Genomic DNA, 16,246 nt, shown 5'->3' on the forward strand with positions numbered 1-16,246 from the left:
CGCGCCCCCCCCCTCTGGCACGCGCTGAGCGCGGCGGGGGGGGGGGCGCCGCCCCGCCCCCCCCCCCCGGGTGCGCAGGCAGCTTCGCCCGGATCAGCCGGCGGTCGGCCCGGGTGGGCCGTTGACCGGCGCGCGACAGGCGCGGACCGAGCCGTTGTCGCCGGATCGGACACCGAAGCGGGGTGGCCGCCGGCGGGACCGCACGCGCGGGGGCCGCACAAGCACGTGCCCCGCAGGGGCTGCCGGGGACTTGCCCGGCAGCCCGCGCGGGGAGGGGTCACGCGGCCGGCTGCTGGAAGTAGTGGCCCTTGTCGAGGTCCTCGATCAGGCCGGGGTGCGTCGGCTCCCATCCCAGCAGCTCGCGGGTGAGCGCGCTCGACACGGGGCTGTCGATGCCGAGGAAACCGGCCAGCCAGGTGAAGTGGTCGGCCGCGTCGTCCGGGGCCACGGAGGCGACCGGGACGTCGAGGTGGCGGCCGATCACCTCGGCGATGTCGCGGATCGGCACCCCCTGGTCGGCGACCCCGTGCAGGACCGAGCCCGCGGGGGCCTTCTCCAGCGCCAGCGCGAACAGCCGCGCGGCGTCGAACCTGTGTGCCGCGGGCCAGCGCTGCGACCCGTCGCCGATGTAGCCGGAAACGCCCTTGTCGCGGGCGATGGCGACCAGGGTCGCCATGAAGCCGTGGTCGCCGTCGCCGTGGATCGACGGGGCGAGGCGCACGACGGACGAGCGGACCCCGCGGGACGCGAGCGCGAGCGCCGCGTGCGCGGTGGCGTGCCGGACGCCGGGGCCGCTGCTGTCGACGGGCGTGTCCAGGCCGTCCTTCTCGGTCGCCAGGCGACCGGGTGCGAGCCCGAGCGTCCCCGACGCGATGACGAACGGCCGGTCGGAGCCGGCCAGCACCTCACCGAAGGTGTCGACGGCCAGCCGGTCCGCCTCCGCGGCGGCGCCGAAATTCCCCGTGAAGGCGAGGTCGTGCTTGAACGCGAGATGGATCACGCCGTCGGCGCCGGCCGCGGCGCGCCGCAGGACGTCGAGGTCGTCGAGGGTGCCGCGCTCCACCTCGGCCCCGGCCGCGGCGAGAGCGTCCGCCGAGTCGTTCGAGCGGGCGAGGCCGACGACCTGGTGGCCCGCGGCGATGAGGTCGGGTACGACGGCGGAGCCGATCCAGCCGGACGCGCCGGTGACGAAAACACGCATGGGAAGAACCTCCGGATATCGGGTGGGCCGGGCGGTCCGCGCCGCGATCCTGGCACGGAGACCGTCGATGTCAGCTGCTGTCATCAACCGTAGCACTCGATGTCAGCCGCTGCCATCGCGTAGAATCGTGGCCATGGGTCGATGGGAGCCGAACGCGCGGGGCCGCCTTGAGCAGGCCGCACTGGAGCTCTATGTGGAGCGCGGCTTCGGGCAGACCACGGTGACGGAGATCGCCAAACGGGCGGGCCTCACCGAGCGGACGTTCTTCCGGCACTTCGCCGACAAGCGCGAAGTGCTGTTCTCCGGCTCGGCCGTACTCCAGGAGTGCCTGGTCGACGCGGTGGCGGGCGCCCCGGAGACGGCAGCGCCGATCGTCGCGGTCGCCGCGGGCCTCGACGCGGTCGGCGACCTCTTCCGCGACCGCCGCCCGCACGCCGTCCAGCGCCAGGCCGTCATCGCCGCGAATTCCGAACTCCAGGAACGCGAGCTGATCAAGCTCGCCACGCTCGCCGCCGCGATGGCGGACGCCCTGCGCGGGCGCGGCGTCACCGAACCGGGCGCGAGCCTGGTCGCCGAGGCCGGCATCGCGGTCTTCAGGATCGCGTTCGAGCGCTGGATAGACGGCGCCGCAGGCGAGGACCTGACGGCGCTGATGCGGGATTCGCTCGCCGAACTCAGGGCCGTGACCTGCGGCGCCTGACCCCTGCCCGGACGGCGGCCACCCGCCTGCCGCCGCCCCGACAGCACCCCGTCCGACGCTACGGCCGTGACCGCCGCCGGACCGTGACCGAAGCCCCGACCGCCGCGACCCGAGGCCGCCGCCTCGGACGCCCGCCCCCGGACTGCGAACACCCGGCCGCCCCACCTCGACCGCGGCCCGTGCGGCCCCGAGGCCGCCGCCTCAGGCAGCTGACGGCCGCCGGACGGTTGAGCCCGGCCGGGGCCCGGGTACGACCCCACGTCCGCCGACTCCGGCGCCTGACCGCCGCCGACCGCGAAGGCCCGGCAGCGCCCCGCCCCAGGCCGGGACCGCCGCCCCGCGCACCCGGTCGGCGCCCGTCCGCCGACCCCCCGATCCTGGTCCGCGACCTGATGCACACGCAACAGTTACGACACCGTAACCGCGCCCTGCCATCATCCCCGCGCCCGTCGCACGGCAGCCGCCGCAGCCCGCTCGCCGACCAACTCCCGGCGCGAAGCCGCACGTCACGGCCCCGCGACGCCACCGCCCGCCCCGCCGCGGGCAGTACGGGACCCGCACCTCCGGGCGAGCCCGAAAGGCGGGCGCCGTGGCGGATGTTGCGACTGTGAGCGGCGTGGCCAGGGCCGAGAGAGAGCGCTCTCACAGATCTTGACACCCACGCCCCGAACGCCGCAGGGTACGTCTGCAAGAGAGCGCTCTCACGTCGCCCACAATCCGTAGGGCGCTGGCTTGAGGTTGCAGAAGGTGGTCATCGCTCATGTCTTCGTTCAGGGCCGCAGGCAGTGAACTCCCCTTCCAGGAAACGCCGATCGCCCCCGCCGACGGCGGGCTGAGCCGGCGTTCGTTCATCGCCACGGCCGCCCTGGCGTCCGCCGTACCGCTCGGTGCGTCCGCGGCGCCCGCGGCCGCCCGCGGCCAGGGCCGCCCACACGCCCCGGCGGAGCCGGACTTCGGGCCCAACGTCCGGGTCTTCGACCCCGCCACGCCGACCGCCGACATCCAGGCCGCGCTGGACGCCGCCGCCCAGCAGCAGGTGACCAGCGAGTTCGGCACCGGGCGCTTCGCGTTCCTGTTCAAGCCGGGCAGCTACGACGTCGACGCACAGCTCGGCTACTACACCTCGGTCGCAGGCCTCGGCCTGTCCCCCGACGACGTGACTGTCAACGGTGCCGTCCGCGTCGAGGGCCAGCCGCAGCCCGGCGGCGGCGACAGCGCTCTGACCAACTTCTGGCGCTCGGCGGAGAATCTGGCGGTCAATCCCACCGACGGCATCAACTGGTGGGCGGTGTCGCAGGCCGCGCCGCTGCGCCGGGTGCACATCCGCGGCCAGCTCTTCCTCTTCCCGCGCCAGGGCGGCTTCTCCAGCGGCGGCTTCATCGCCGACTCGGTGGTCGACGGCCAGGTCATCAACGCCTCGCAGCAGCAGTGGCTGACCCGTAACAGCTCGGTGGCCAGCTGGTCCAACGGCGTGTGGAACCAGGTCTTCGCGGGAGTGACCGGCGCGCCCGAGCAGTCCTTCCCCGACCCGCCGTACACCACGCTGCCGACCACCCCGGTCAGCCGCGAGAAGCCCTTTCTGTACGTCGACGCGACCGGCCGCTACCGGGTGTTCCTGCCCGCGCTGCGGCACGACACGGCGGGCGCGACATGGAGCACCGGCCACACGCCGGGCAGTTCGATCCCGATCGAGCAGTTCTTCATCGCCAAGCCGTCCGACTCGGTGCGCACCATCAACAAGGCGCTGGCGCAGGGCAAGCACCTGCTGCTGACCCCCGGCATCTACGAGCTGACCGGCACCATCAAGGTCAAGTGGGCCGGCACCGTCGTGCTCGGCCTCGGCTTCGCCACCCTCACACCGGTCGGCGGCGCGGTGGCGATGCGGGTGGACGATGTGCGCGGGGTGCGGATCGCGGGCCTGCTCTTCGACGCGGGCGAGGCCGAGTCGCGGTCGCTGCTGGAGATCGGCAGCGGACGCGGACGGCGCAGCGACCCGCAGGACCCGACGTCGGTGCAGGACGTCTTCTTCCGGGTCGGCGGCGCGGGCCCCGGCCGTACCGGCACCGCGCTGGTGGTCAACAGCGACAACGTCCTGCTGGACCACATCTGGGCCTGGCGCGCCGACCACGGCAGCGGGGTCGGCTGGACGGTGAACACCGCCGAGTCCGGCGTCGTGGTCAACGGGGACAACGTGCTGGCCACCGGCCTGTTCGTGGAGCACTTCCAGAAGTACAACGTGGTGTGGAACGGTGACCACGGCCGGACGATCATGTTCCAGAACGAACTGCCGTACGACCCGCCGAACCAGGCCGCCTACCGCCATCACGGCGTCAACGGCTATGCGGCGTACAAGGTCGCCGACTCGGTGCGCCATCACGAGGGCTGGGGCCTGGGCAGTTACTGCTTCTTCAACATCGATCCGACGATCCATGTGTCGCACAGCTTCGAGGTGCCGGTCAGGAAGGACGTGCGCTTCCACGATCTGCTGACGGTGTCGCTGAACGGCGCCGGCGTGATCGACCACGTGATCAACGACCACGGCGACGCGGCGCAGGGCACCGCGACGGTGCCGGTGGACGTGGTGAGCTACCCGGTCGGCTGACGGGCGGGCGGTTCACCCGCGGAGGGGGGGGGGGGGGGGGGGGGGCGGCCCCCCCCCTCCGGCATGTCCGTGTCAGCTCGGCACGCGGTGGCCGGCAGATTTTCGCCGACCGGCTTGAACTGTCGGGCGCGGCAGAGCAGACTGCCCTGGCAACGTTGTCAACACGACGTGGCAACGTTGTCAGACTCCGCTTGCCCCCCGTCCTTCGGGGCAGGCGGAGTCCCGTATCTGCGCGACGTCCACACCTCGTCAACATCATTCCCGAACGGAGCGGTGCCCATGCCGAAGAACCCGACGTCCCTCAGCAGACCCGGTTTCGCGGCGGCCCCGGCGCGTACGACCCGGGTCATGCCGTACGGCGGCGCGGCGGGCGGGTCGGGCCGGACGGAAGTGTCGGACGGGGCGGACGGGGACGGCTACCGGCGGGCGGTCGAGGACCGGCTTGACGCCTCGACGTCGGCCCAGGAGCTGTGCCGCAAGGCGCAGTTCGTCGACTACGAGAGCATGCGGGCGATGTTCGAGGCGTGGAACACCCGTGTGTGGCGCGGCGCCGGCACGCTGGCCTCGGCGATGCCGCACCCGGCGCTGCACACGGCAGTGTGGCCGGTCGGCCGGCACGGCCTTGACGCGAGCGGCGGCTACTACGGCGCCCGCAAGGGCAGCGAGGCGGTGCACGTCCAGGCGGACCCGGCGGACGGCACGGTGCTCGCGGCGAACCACACCGCTGCCGCGATCGGGGGCGCGACGGTCACCGCGCAGCTGTACAACCTCGGCGGGCGGCCGATCGGAGCGCGGTCGGAGCGGACGGTGGACCTCGCGGCCGGGCGGGTCACCGAAGCCCTCACGGTGCCGTTCGTCCGCTCGCTGCCGGCCACGCATCTGCTGCGGCTGCGGCTGACCGGGGCCGACGGGCGGCTGCTGTCGGCCAACGACTACGTGCGCTGCCGCACCCCTACGGACATGCGCTCGGTCAACGGCCTGCCGAACGTGCGGCTCGCGGTCGCCGCCCGCCCGGCGGCCCGCACCTCGGTCACCGCGACAGTGGCCAACACGGGTGCCTCGCCCGCCGCGATGGTGCGGCTGTCGCTGTCCGCCGCCCCCGGCGGACCGGACCTGCCCGCGCTCGCGGACGACAACTGCCTGTGGCTGCTGCCCGGTGAGTCCCGGGACGTCACCTTGTGGTGGCCGGCCGGGTCACGCGCCCAGGGAGCGCCGGCGGTGGTGGCGCGGGCGTACAACGCGCTGCCGGTGACGGGCCGTCCGACGGCCTGAGACGCGCGCGCCGGACGTGGGCCGCCGTCCGTGGGGGGCGGGTTGCCGTCTCGACCGGTACATTCCGGCTGCCTAGGATGGGAGTGCTCCCTATCACTCCCAATTCGCCTGTTTCCGGCCGACGACGCCGTGAAGGAACCGATGGACCACGGGGATTCACCGCCGGCGGACACGATCGACGTGACGGTGCCGAGCGTGGCCCGCATGTACGACTTCCTGATGGACGGGAAGGACAACTACCCTGCGGACCGGGCGGCCACCGAGGAGCTGCTCAAGCAGGTGCCGAGCACCAAGGTGCTCGCGCTGAACAACCGCGACTTCCTGCGCCGCGTGGTGCGCAGGCTCGCCGAGGACCACGGGATCAGGCAGTTCATCGACCACGGTTCCGGTTTGCCGACGCAGGACAACGTCCACGAGGTGGCCCAGCGGGTCGACCCCGGCTGCCGGGTGGTCTACATCGACAACGACCCGATCGTGCTGGCGCACGGCCGGGCGCTGCTGGAGCAGAACGAGAACACCGCCGTGATCCGGGCGGACATGCGCGACACCGAGCGGATCTGGTCGCACCCCGAGGTCAGGCGGCTGATCAACACCGACCAGCCGGTAGCGGTGCTCTTCGTGTCGGTGCTGCACTGCGTCCCGGACCGTGACGACCCGGCGGAGGTGGTGCGGCGGGCGGCGGCCAGGGTGCCGCCGGGCAGCTTCCTGGTGGTGTGCCAGCTGGTGAGCGAGGACGAGGGGATCCGGCGCGGCGTCACCGAGTTCATGGACCGCAGCACCGGCGGGAAGTGGGGCGAGGTCCGCCGCGAGCGGGACGTCGCGGCCTTCCTCGACGGCACCGAGATCCTGGAGCCCGGCCTGGTCGAGGTCTCCACCTGGCGCCCCGACTCCGATCTGGCGCCGAAGCAGCCGAGCAGGGAGTGGATCGAGTTCGGCGGCGTCGGCCGCATCGTCGGCCGGCCGGCCGGGGGCCGCCCGCACCGCGTCACCGGTAGCGGCTCAGGGCCTCTTCCAGGATCGCCCGGCTGGCGGCGGGAGTCGCCGCCAGCGCGCTGAGCTCGTCCAGCGCGGCACGGTAGCGGTCGACGTCGTCGAGGCGGTCGAGGTAGAGCGCGCTGGTCATGTGCTCCAGATAGACCACGTCGGGCAGGAAGCCCTGGGCGAACCGCAGGTAGGTCACCGCCGTGCCCGGGGTGGCGGCGGCGCTCGCGGCGTACGAGGCGACCTGGAGGCGGATGCCGGGCCGCCGCAGGACGTCGAGCAGGTGCAGCAACTGCTCGCGCATCACGGCCGCCCCGCCGACCGGACGGTACAGCACGCCCTCGTCGATGAGCGCCCACAGCACGGGCGCGCCGGGTTCCGTCATCCGGCGCTGGCGCTCCAGGCGCAGCTGCACCCGCCGGGCGTTCTCACCGGGCGGTGCCAGCCGGTGCCCGCTCTCCACGACCGCCCGCGCGTAGGCGTCGGTCTGCAACAGGCCGGGGACGAACTGGGTCTCGTAGGTACGCACCAGGTGCGCGTCACGCTCCAGGCCGATCAGCTGCTGGAGCCAGTCGGGGACGACCTCGCCGTACGACTGCCACCAGTCGGGGCCCGCGGCACACTGCACCAGGCGTGCGATCTCGGCGCGTTCCGCGACGCCGACGCCGTAGAACTGGAGCAGGTCCTCGACGTCGCGGGCCTTGAGGGAGACATGGGCGGTCTCCATCCGGCTGATTTTGGAGGCGTGGGCGCGGATGCGGCTGCCAGCGGCGGCCGGGCTGCAACCGCGGCTCTCGCGCAGCGCCCGCAGATAATTGCCGAGCACCCTGGACGTGGCTCGCGCGCCCATGTCGGGACGGCGTTCGAACAGCGGTAACGGCGATTCGGGCTGCGCTTGAGCGGACATGCGGGCTCCCGGTTCGGACTGGCCGCGCCGGTATTGCCGCGTGAAGCCCGCCGTTCGCCCTCCCGGACGTCAAGCCGCGGGCTTCACACCGTAAAGGAGTCGAAGTCGCCGTCCTTGGCGCCCTCGACAAATGCGGCCATCTCTGCCTGCGTGTATACCAGGGCGGGTCCCTCCGGATAGCGCGAATTACGGACGGCCACCCCGCCGCCCGGCAGCTGGGCGACCTCGACGCAGTTGCCGCTCTGGTTGCTGCGGGCGCTCTTGATCCATTCCGCCCCTGAAATGCTGCTGGCCTGAACTCCGTTGCTGACCTGCTGCTCCACCGGGCATCGCCTCTTCCTGGGTCCACCGGGGTCATCCGTCGGGCCGGCGCCGCAATCGCGGGGCCGACAGACGCCTACCCGGCAAATACCGCCGCAATTCCCGATGCAATTGCATTGGCGGCGTGCAACATCACGTGGCAATTGCACCGAGCGAGACAAATCCCCAAATCGGGATGAAAAGCAGGGCAATCAGGCACCGCGCCGCACCGCTCATCGCGCGCCGCCCGCCGTCCGGAAGGCCGCGGCGTACTCGCGCAGGAAGGCGGCCTCGGCGATGACCGCGCCGCGCAGCTCGGAGAAGAGCACCCGCTCGTTGGGCGCGTGCAGGTTGCACATGCTGTCCTGGGCGCCGAAGAGCAGCACCTCGGCCCGGGGTGCGGCCCTGGCGAGCCCGTTGACCAGCGGGATGGAACCGCCGCTCGCCGCGAACTGCGGCTCGGCGCCCCAGCCCTCGCGCAGCGCGGTACGGGCGGCGCGGTAGGCGGGCCCGTCGACGGACGCTTCGAAGCCGGGGCCCGCGTCGCTGGCCGTGACCGTCAACTCGACCCCGTACGGGCGGTGTTCGCGCAGATGCCGGACCAGGGCCTCGGTGGCCTGCCGCGGGTCCTGCCGCGGGTGCACCCGCAGATTGAGCTTGGCGCGGGCGTAGGGGACCACCGCGGAGGCGGCGCCGTCCACGGCCGGGGCGTCCAGGCCGATCACCGTGATCGCCGGGCCGCTCCACAGCCGCTCCCCCAGGCTGCCGGTGCCGGTCAGCGGCATCCCGTCGGCCACGGTGGCCAGTTCGCGGAATTCCTCCTCGGTGTACGACGCCCCGTCCCACGTATCCCGGCGCAGACCGGGCACCGCCACATCGCCGCGCTCGTCGTGCAGCCCGGCCAGTGCACGGACCAGGGCCAGCAGCGCGTCGGGGGCGGCGCCGCCGAAGGCGCCGCTGTGCCGGGCCTCGGCCAGGGTGCGTACCTCGACCACCACCTCGGCGACACCGCGCAGCCCGGTGGTGAGGGTCGGGGTGCCGGGCCGCAGATTGCCCATGTCGGCGATCACCATGGCGTCGCAGGCGAAGCGCCCGGGGTCGCTGAGCGGGTGGTCGTCGAAGGCGCTGCCGTATTCCTCCTGGCCCTCCAGCACGATCTTCAGGCCGGTGGGCGGCCGGCCGCCGTAGGCCCGCAGCACCCCCAGATGGGCGATCACGTTGGACTTGTCGTCGGCGATGCCGCGGGCCCGCAGCCCGCCTTCGACCGGGGTCGCCCGGAAGGGCGGCGAGAGCCACAGCGACTCGTCGCCGGGCGGCTGGACGTCGTAGTGGCCGTAGAGGAGCACGGTAGGCGCGCCGGGGTCCGGCGGCGGGATCTCCGCGTAGATGACCGGCGCCGTGTCGGGCAGGTCGAGGCGTTCGATGTGCTCGACGCCCGCCTCCCGCAGCAGCTCCACCAGCAGGTCGTGCGCCCTGACGACCTCGGAGTGCGGATAGCCGGGGAAGGCGATCGACGGGATCTCGGCGAGCCGCACGAGATCGGCGGTGAGGCCGTCCATCAGGCCGTCCACCGTGCTGCTGAGGTCCATCGCGCGCACTCCCCGGTCCCGCCGTCCGGCCGGGGACCCGGGCCCGGGTCCCCTCGCTGAGCACCCTGGCCAGTGCGCGGTGGCGCCGCAGCCGGGGTGGGCCGAACGGACGATATACGGAAGCGGGCCCGCGCGCCCGCCGCCCGGCCGGACCTCACCCCGCGCGGGCCGGACCTCAGCCGCCCCGGTCAGGCCGCGCGCACACCGGTCAAGCCCCGCGCGCGTCAGGCCCTGCGTCTCAGCCCTGCGCATCGGGCCTTCCGCATCGGGCCCCGCGTCTCAGGCCCTCTGCACCTCGATCAGCAGTGCGTGCCCCGGGTTCAGGGTCGGCATCGGCAGGCCGGCCCGCGCCAGCACCGGCCCGGGCAGCGGCACCCAGCCGTCCAGCGCCGCCGTGAACCAGGCGGGTCCCGCCGTCTGGTGCAGCGACGGCAGCCCGAGGTCGGTGCGGATCCGCACCCGGTAGGCGGCGTCCGGCGCGAGGCCCGGCAGCCGTACCCGCCCCGACTGGCCCTCCGGCGAGGTGGTCAGCCGCGCCCAGCAGAACAGCGCGGCCGAGGAGTCGCCGGCCACGACGCCGTGCAGCAGCACGGCGTCGCCCGGCAGGTCGGCGCGGACCTGCCGCCCGCCGTGCAGCAGCGGGCGCAGCTCGCGGTAGAGGGCGGTCCACGCGGTGATCCTGGCCAGCTCGTCGGGGTCGCACCGGGTCAGGTCCTGCTCGATCCCGGGGTGGCAGAACAGGCTGGTGGCCAGCCGGAAGGAGTCGGCGGTGACCCGGCCGGTGGTGTGGCTCCCAGCCGCGCCGACATGGGCGCCGACCAGCTCGGGCGGCAGCAGCTGCCCGGTCCAGCGCTGGATGCTCTGGCGTTCCACCGGGTCGTTGCAGTCCGAGGTCCACACCCGGTCGGTCCTGGCGAGCACGCCCAGGTCGATCCGGCCGCCGCCGGAGGCGCAGCTCTCGATCTCCAGCGCCGGGTGCCGGGTGCGCAGCGTGTCGAGCAGCCGGTAGAACGCCTCGACCTGGGCGTGCCCCGCGGGCCGGTCGCCGGGGCCGTGCACCGCCTCGTGCAGGTCCCGGTTGTGGTCCCACTTGAGGTAGGCGATGCCGTAGGCGCCGACCAGGGCGTCGAGCCGTTCCAGCAGATACGCCCAGGCGCCCGGGTGCGAGACGTCCAGCACGTACTGGTTGCGGGAGGTGGGGCCGCGCCCTCGGGCCGGGCCGAGTATCCAGTCGGGGTGCTCGCGGGCCAAGTCGGAGTCGGGGTTGACCATCTCGGGCTCGAACCACAGCCCGAAGTCCATGCCGAGCGCCCGGACGTGGTCGGCCAGCGGCGCGAGGCCGTCCGGCCACACCTGCGGGTCGACGTACCAGTCGCCGAGCCCGGCGTTGTCGGCACGGCGGCCGGTGAACCAGCCGTCGTCCAGCACGAAGCGCTCCACCCCGACCTCGGCGGCCCGCTCGGCGAGCCGGCGCAGCCGGTCCAGGTCGTGGTCGAAGTAGACGGCCTCCCAGCTGTTGAGCACCACGGGCCGCGGGGTGCGCGGATGGCCGGGCCGGTCGCGCAGCAGGGTGTGGAAGCGGTCGGCGAGACCGTCGAGACCGTCGGCCGACCAGCCGAAGTGGCACACCGGGGTGCGGTGGGTCGCGCCGGGGGCGAGGCGTATCTCGCCCGCCCGCAGCAGTTCGCCGCCGCCGAGGACCGCGGCGTGGACACCGGCGCCCTCGGGGAGCTGTTCGACCAGGTAGCGCTGGTCGCCGCTCCAGGCGACATGCACGCCCCACACCTCGCCGTGCCGGAAGCCGAAGCCGGGCGCCCCGACGGTCAGCAGGTACGGCGAGTCCAGGCCGGGCTTGCCGCGCCGCACCTCGCGGACGTAGGCGCCGTGGCCCAGCGGGCGGCGCTGCGGCTGGCGTTCCCGGCTCCACTTGCCGGTGAAGTCCAGCACCTCGGTGGCCCGGGCCGGCAGCGGCAGCAGGGTCGAGACACGGGCGAGGTCGTACGGTTCGGGGTCGGCGTCGGCCCGGCGGGTGAGGGACGCGGCGACGCCGAGCACTCCCGAGGGCTCCAGGCGGTAGGTGACGGTGATGTCGAGCCCGGCGGCGGCGTCGGTCAGCGCGATGCCGATCTCACCGCCGCCGCCGGGGAGTTCGCGGTGCGTACTGCCGGTGAGCACCGGGCCGGGGGCCGCGGCGCCGCCCGCGAGGTGGCCCTCGTGCGCGGGGGTGCCGGACCAGCCGTCGGCCTCGGTGGGCCAGACGGTGAAGCGGCGCGGCCGGTCGATGGAGTTGTTGAGGACCGCGGCCTCCGCGGTGAGGCTGAGCGCGGCGGCGTCGGCGTCCGACAGCGCGCCGAGGTCGGCGCCCCAGTGCAGGACCCGCGGCACGGGCTCGGTCAGCTCCACGACCAGGGCGGTGCCCGCCGCACGCAGGCAGGCGGTCCGTGCGGTGGCGTTCTGCATGGCGGGGTCCTTTCCTCGGCTCCGGCCGAATCTAGGCCGACTTTCCTTCCATCGTCAACATATTCGCGGGGTGATACCGCAGGCCGGGCGGCAGGCGGCCCGCCCAGACCCTGGAGCAGGTCCCTTTCCCGGTTTCTGCCGGAAAGGTAAGGTCGGCCGCATGACGCTCGCCGGCCGGCCGCCCGCCGCCGCCCTGGTCTTCAGGACGCTGCTGGTGCACGGCCCCCTCACCCGGGCGGAGCTGGGGCGGCGTACCGGCCTGTCGCCCGGCGCCGTCACCAAGGTCTCCGCTCCCCTGCTGGCCGACGGCTGGATCACCGAGCTGGGCCGCCCGCAGGGGGAACGGGCGAGCGGCCGGCCCGCGACACCGATGGCCGTACGGCCGGAGCGCGCCCGTTTCATCGGCGTCAAGGTGACGGCCGACGAGCTGATCGGCGTCCTCACCGACCTGACCGCCGCCCCGCTCGCCGCCCGGCGCGCCCCGCTGGCCTCGCGGGACGTCGGCACGGTGGTGGGGGCCGTCGCACGGCTGGTGACCGGGCTGCGGGAAGCGGGCGGGCCGGAGGCGGCGGGCGGCACCGGGTCGCCGGGCGGGGTGCACGGCATCGGCGTGACGCTGGCGGGCGACATCGACGCGCGGACCGGGACCGTGCAGTATTCGCCGTTCCTGGACTGGCGGCAGGTGCCGCTGGCCCGGCTGGTCGAGGCCGCCGCCGGCGCGCCCGCCGTGGTGGAGAACGACGTACGGGCGCTGACCGTGGCCGAGCAGTGGTTCGGCGCGGGCGCCGGCCTTTCGTCCTTCGCCCTGGTCACGGTCGGGGCCGGGATCGGCTGCGGTATCTCCGTCGACGGGCGCGTGCTGTCGGGGGCCTACGGCGTCTCCGGCGAGGCCGGGCATCTGCCGGTCGGCGGCGACCGGGTCTGCACCTGCGGCAACACCGGGTGCGTCGAGGCGGTCGCCGCCGCCCACGCGATCACCGAGCAGGCCAGGCAGGCCACCGGCGAGCCCGGCCTGACCATGGCGGCGGCCGTGCGCCGCGCGCACGCGGGCGACCCGGCCGTACGCGAGGTCTTCGCCCGCGCCGGGCGCGCGCTCGGCCTCGCGATGGCCTCGGTCGCCAACCTCGTCGGCCCGCAGCGCATCATCATCTCCGGCGAGGGAGCGGCCTCCTACGACCTGTTCGCCGACGCGGTGCGCGAGGCCTTTCGCGCCCAGGCCTTCGGGGCCGCCGCGGACTGCGACCTCGTGGTGCGGCCGCTGCCGTTCGAGGCGTGGGCGCGCGGCGGCGCGGCGGTGGCGGCCCAGCGGGTCTTCGCGCCCGCACCGTGAGTCCGGCGGAGCCCGCGCCGTGAGCCGTCCGGTGAGGCCCGCGCCGTGGGTCCGGTGACGTCCGCGCCGGAACTGCGGTGAGGGCTGTCCGCCGGGAGTTGTACGGTGCCCGGCATGACATCCGCAGCAGAGCGCGCCCCGGGTCCTGTGACCGCCGACGACGTGGACCTGGCCGTACGCCTGTCGGTGGCCGCCCTGCGGGACGCGCCCGACGGCGGCTGGGACGCGCCCGCCGGCACCCTGAGCTGGACCTGCTGGCAGACCGCGGAGCACCTGGCCGACGACCTTTTCGCGTACGCGCTCCAGCTCGGGCCGCGCGCGCCCTCGCTGACCACCATCGTGCCGGCCTCCTGGCACCGGGTGACCCCGGACGGGCCGGCGAGCACGATCTTCGTGGACCGCGGGGAGGGCGGCGCGGGGCTGCTGCAGGCGCTGGAGGCCTGCGGGGCGCTGCTGACCTCGATGGTGCGCACCACCTCACCCGGCCTGCGGTCGCACCACGTCTTCGGGGCTGCGGACCCGGCAGGCTTCGGCGCGATGGGCGTGGTCGAGACGCTGGTCCACACGCACGACATCGCCAGCGGGCTCGGCATACCGTTCGAGCCGCCCGGCGATCTGTGCGCCAGGACGCTGCACCGGCTCTTCCCCGACGCGCCCGCCGACGCCGAGCCGTGGCCCGCGCTGCTGTGGTCGACCGGGCGGGCCGCGCTGCCGGGCCGCGAGCGGCGGACGAGCTGGCGCTGGTACGGGGAACCCCGCGGCTGAGTCCGCGGGCCGGGCGCCTTCAGGGCAGCGGCGCCGCGGCGTCCCGGGCCAGGAGGGGGGCGAGCAGGTCGCCGTGGTCGGCGAGGCGGGCGGCGAGGTCGGTGAGGGTGAAGGCCAGATCCTCCGGAGTGGCCGCGGATTCCACCTCCGACCAGGCGAGCGGCGTGGAGACCGCGGGCTCCGGACGGGCCCGTACGGTGTACGGCGTCGCCGTCGTCTTCTTCGCCGAGTTCTGCGACCAGTCGATGAAGACCCGCCCGGTCCTGTCGGCCTTGGTCATCCGCGAGACGACCCGGTCGGGGTGCGCGCGCTCCAGCTCCCGGGCGACGCCCCGGGCGTAGTCGGAGGCCTGCCGTGAGTCCGCGTCCCGCAGTGCGGCGTAGAGGTGCAGGCCCTTGGAGCCGCTGGTCTTGGCCCAGGTCTCGATGCCGTCGGCGCCGAGCCGTTCACGGAGCAGCAGGGCGACCCGGCAGCAGTCGACGACGCTGCGGCCGGGGCCGGGGTCGAGGTCGATGACCAGGCGGGGGGGGGGGGGGGGGGGGGGGGGGGGGGCCGCGGGGGGGGGGGGGGGGGGGGGGGGGGGGGGGGGGGGGGGGGGGGGGGGGGGGGCGCCCCCCCCCCCCCCCCCCCCCCCCCCCCCCCCCCCCCCCCCCCCCCCCCCCCCGCCACTGTGGGGTGTGGATCTCCACGCATGCGAGGTTCGCCGCCCACATCAGGGTCGCGAGGTCGTTGACCTGGACCTGCGGCATGAGTTCGCCGCTGCTCCTGAGCGTCTCGGCGGTCGTCACCCACTCGGGTGTACCGGCGGGCGGCCGTTTCTGGAAGAAGCGCTGGCCCTGCACGCCGTCGGGCGTTCTGACGAAGCTGACCGGGCGCCCGGCGCAGTGCGGGATCAGGACCTCGGCGACGCTCGCGTAGTAGTGCAGCAGCTCGCCCTTGGTGGTTCCGGTGTCCGGCCAGAGCACCCGATCGAGGTGGCTGAGCTTGATCTGGCGGCCCTCGACCTCGGTGATCGGCATACCATAAAGATCCCATAGCCTGACAAAAAGGACATGCTATGCGCAGTGTCTGGAGCGGGAATCTGGCCTTCGGACTGGTCTCGATCCCGGTGAAGCTCGGATCCGCGGTGTCCACCCACAAGATCAGCTTCCGGCAGATCCATCTGGCCGACCAGGGCCGGGTGCGCTACCAGAAGACCTGCGAGCTGGACGAGGAGGTGCTGACCTCGGCGGACATCGGCCGGGCCTTCGAGACCCCGGACGACCAGCTGGTCGAGGTCAGCGACGCCGACCTCCAGTCGCTGCCGCTGCCGACCGCCAAGACCATCGAGGTGAGCGGCTTCGTCGACGCCTCCTCCGTGGACGCGATGCAGCTGGACACGCCGTACTTCCTGGCGCCGTCCTCGCCGACCGCGAACAAGCCGTACGTCCTGATGCGCGACGCGCTGGCCCGCTCGGGCAAGGCCGCGGTGGGCAAGTTCGCGATGCGCAACTCCGAGCACCTGGCGCTGATCACCGCACGCGACGACATCCTGCTGCTGCAGACGCTGCGCTGGCCCGACGAGCTGAATCCGGCGACCGACGCCGCCCCGCGCGGCAAGGTCAACATCAGCGACAACGAGCTCCAGCTGGCCGACACGCTGATCGACGCGCTCGGCGAGGCCGACCTGTCGGCCTACCACGACGAGTACGCGGCGGCGGTCGAGGCGCTGGTGATGGCGAAGCTGGAAGGCGCGGCGCCGCCCGCGGCCGGCGGCGAGGGCGGCGGCGGCACGGTGGTGGACCTGATGGCGGCGCTCCAGGCCTCGGTGGACCAGGCCAAGGTCGGCCGAGGCGGCGAGGAGGGGCAGCACGCGACCGTCACCGAGCTGAGCCCGTCGTCCGGACGCGAGGGCGCCGGCGGGAAGCGGCCGGCCAGGAAGGCGGCGGAGAAGAAGCCGGCGGCCAAGAAGGGTGCCGCCAAGAAGACCGCGGCCAAGTCGGCCGCGAAGAAGACCGGAGCCGCGGCGAAGAAGTCGACGGACCACCGCAGGGCAAACTGAAAGCTTACTTTTATTTGACATCCGACAACTTTCTGGGAGTTACTGTCTTTATACAGTCGACTCCCAGGAGACCGTCATGTCCGTCCCCTCCCCTCCCC

General features: G+C 73.9%; 13 protein-coding genes and 1 pseudogene. 7 read left to right on the forward strand and 7 right to left on the reverse strand.

Features of this window, described 5'->3' with window-relative positions; translation table 11 throughout:
* Positions 1 to 277: 277 nt before the first annotated feature.
* Positions 278 to 1,201, reverse strand: coding sequence for an SDR family oxidoreductase (locus V7E46_RS25900; protein WP_333770655.1), 924 nt, complete (start codon positions 1,199 to 1,201; stop codon positions 278 to 280).
* A gap of 133 nt (positions 1,202 to 1,334) precedes the next feature.
* Between V7E46_RS25900 and V7E46_RS25905 the strand changes: the two genes are divergently transcribed.
* The 4 genes from V7E46_RS25905 to V7E46_RS25920 all read left to right on the forward strand — a co-directional run bounded on the left by V7E46_RS25905 (position 1,335) and on the right by V7E46_RS25920 (position 6,831).
* Positions 1,335 to 1,901, forward strand: a complete 567-nt coding sequence (locus V7E46_RS25905; protein WP_333770656.1) for a TetR family transcriptional regulator — start codon at positions 1,335 to 1,337, stop codon at positions 1,899 to 1,901.
* Positions 1,902 to 2,661: 760 nt separating this feature from the next.
* Positions 2,662 to 4,503 (forward strand): coagulation factor 5/8 type domain-containing protein, encoded by a 1,842-nt coding sequence (locus V7E46_RS25910; protein WP_333770657.1) that lies wholly within the window; start codon positions 2,662 to 2,664, stop codon positions 4,501 to 4,503.
* Between the two features lie 279 nt (positions 4,504 to 4,782).
* Positions 4,783 to 5,775 carry a hypothetical protein gene (locus tag V7E46_RS25915; protein WP_333770658.1) on the forward strand — a complete coding sequence of 331 codons (993 nt, stop codon included), beginning with the start codon at positions 4,783 to 4,785 and terminating at the stop codon, positions 5,773 to 5,775.
* Positions 5,776 to 5,916: 141 nt separating this feature from the next.
* The gene (locus V7E46_RS25920; protein WP_333770659.1) at positions 5,917 to 6,831 is read left to right on the forward strand and encodes an SAM-dependent methyltransferase; all 915 of its coding nucleotides are present in this window, start codon (positions 5,917 to 5,919) and stop codon (positions 6,829 to 6,831) included.
* On the opposite strand, the gene V7E46_RS25925 is transcribed toward V7E46_RS25920, so the two are convergent.
* The 4 genes from V7E46_RS25925 to V7E46_RS25940 form a co-directional block, all read right to left on the reverse strand.
* Entirely contained in the window at positions 6,761 to 7,663 is a 903-nt protein-coding gene (locus V7E46_RS25925) for a helix-turn-helix domain-containing protein (RefSeq protein ID WP_333770660.1), read from the reverse strand. The genes V7E46_RS25920 and V7E46_RS25925 overlap by 71 nt on opposite strands.
* Before the next feature lie 83 nt (positions 7,664 to 7,746).
* The gene (locus V7E46_RS25930) at positions 7,747 to 7,986 is read right to left on the reverse strand and encodes a DUF397 domain-containing protein (protein ID WP_329181473.1); all 240 of its coding nucleotides are present in this window, start codon (positions 7,984 to 7,986) and stop codon (positions 7,747 to 7,749) included.
* A gap of 210 nt (positions 7,987 to 8,196) precedes the next feature.
* Positions 8,197 to 9,552: a M20/M25/M40 family metallo-hydrolase gene (locus tag V7E46_RS25935; RefSeq protein ID WP_333770661.1), complete on the reverse strand. Its 1,356-nt coding sequence runs from the start codon at positions 9,550 to 9,552 to the stop codon at positions 8,197 to 8,199.
* A gap of 279 nt (positions 9,553 to 9,831) precedes the next feature.
* A complete protein-coding gene (locus V7E46_RS25940; protein ID WP_333770662.1) occupies positions 9,832 to 12,012 on the reverse strand; it encodes an alpha-galactosidase in 2,181 nt (726 codons plus the stop codon).
* A 160-nt stretch (positions 12,013 to 12,172) separates the two neighbouring features.
* On the opposite strand from V7E46_RS25940, the gene V7E46_RS25945 reads away from it, so the two are divergent.
* Complete coding sequence (locus V7E46_RS25945) at positions 12,173 to 13,342, forward strand: ROK family transcriptional regulator (RefSeq protein ID WP_333770663.1); 1,170 nt, start codon at positions 12,173 to 12,175, stop codon at positions 13,340 to 13,342.
* A gap of 114 nt (positions 13,343 to 13,456) precedes the next feature.
* Complete coding sequence (locus tag V7E46_RS25950; protein WP_333770664.1) at positions 13,457 to 14,107, forward strand: DinB family protein; 651 nt, start codon at positions 13,457 to 13,459, stop codon at positions 14,105 to 14,107.
* Between the two features lie 19 nt (positions 14,108 to 14,126).
* On the opposite strand, the gene ligD (V7E46_RS25955) is transcribed toward V7E46_RS25950, so the two are convergent.
* Together ligD (V7E46_RS25955) and ligD (V7E46_RS25960) are read right to left on the reverse strand one after the other, a co-directional pair.
* The gene (ligD, locus tag V7E46_RS25955; RefSeq protein ID WP_443054349.1) at positions 14,127 to 14,627 is read right to left on the reverse strand and encodes a non-homologous end-joining DNA ligase LigD; all 501 of its coding nucleotides are present in this window, start codon (positions 14,625 to 14,627) and stop codon (positions 14,127 to 14,129) included.
* 138 nt (positions 14,628 to 14,765) lie between these two features.
* A pseudogene (gene ligD / locus V7E46_RS25960) lies at positions 14,766 to 15,126 on the reverse strand (non-homologous end-joining DNA ligase LigD); the annotation flags it as partial.
* A gap of 38 nt (positions 15,127 to 15,164) precedes the next feature.
* Between ligD (V7E46_RS25960) and ku the strand changes: the two are divergent.
* Positions 15,165 to 16,148, forward strand: a complete 984-nt coding sequence (gene ku, locus V7E46_RS25965; RefSeq protein ID WP_333770665.1) for a non-homologous end joining protein Ku — start codon at positions 15,165 to 15,167, stop codon at positions 16,146 to 16,148.
* Positions 16,149 to 16,246 lie beyond the last annotated feature (98 nt).

The organism is Streptomyces sp. IBSBF 2435 (assembly GCF_036815005.1).
Lineage (GTDB): Bacteria > Actinomycetota > Actinomycetes > Streptomycetales > Streptomycetaceae > Actinacidiphila.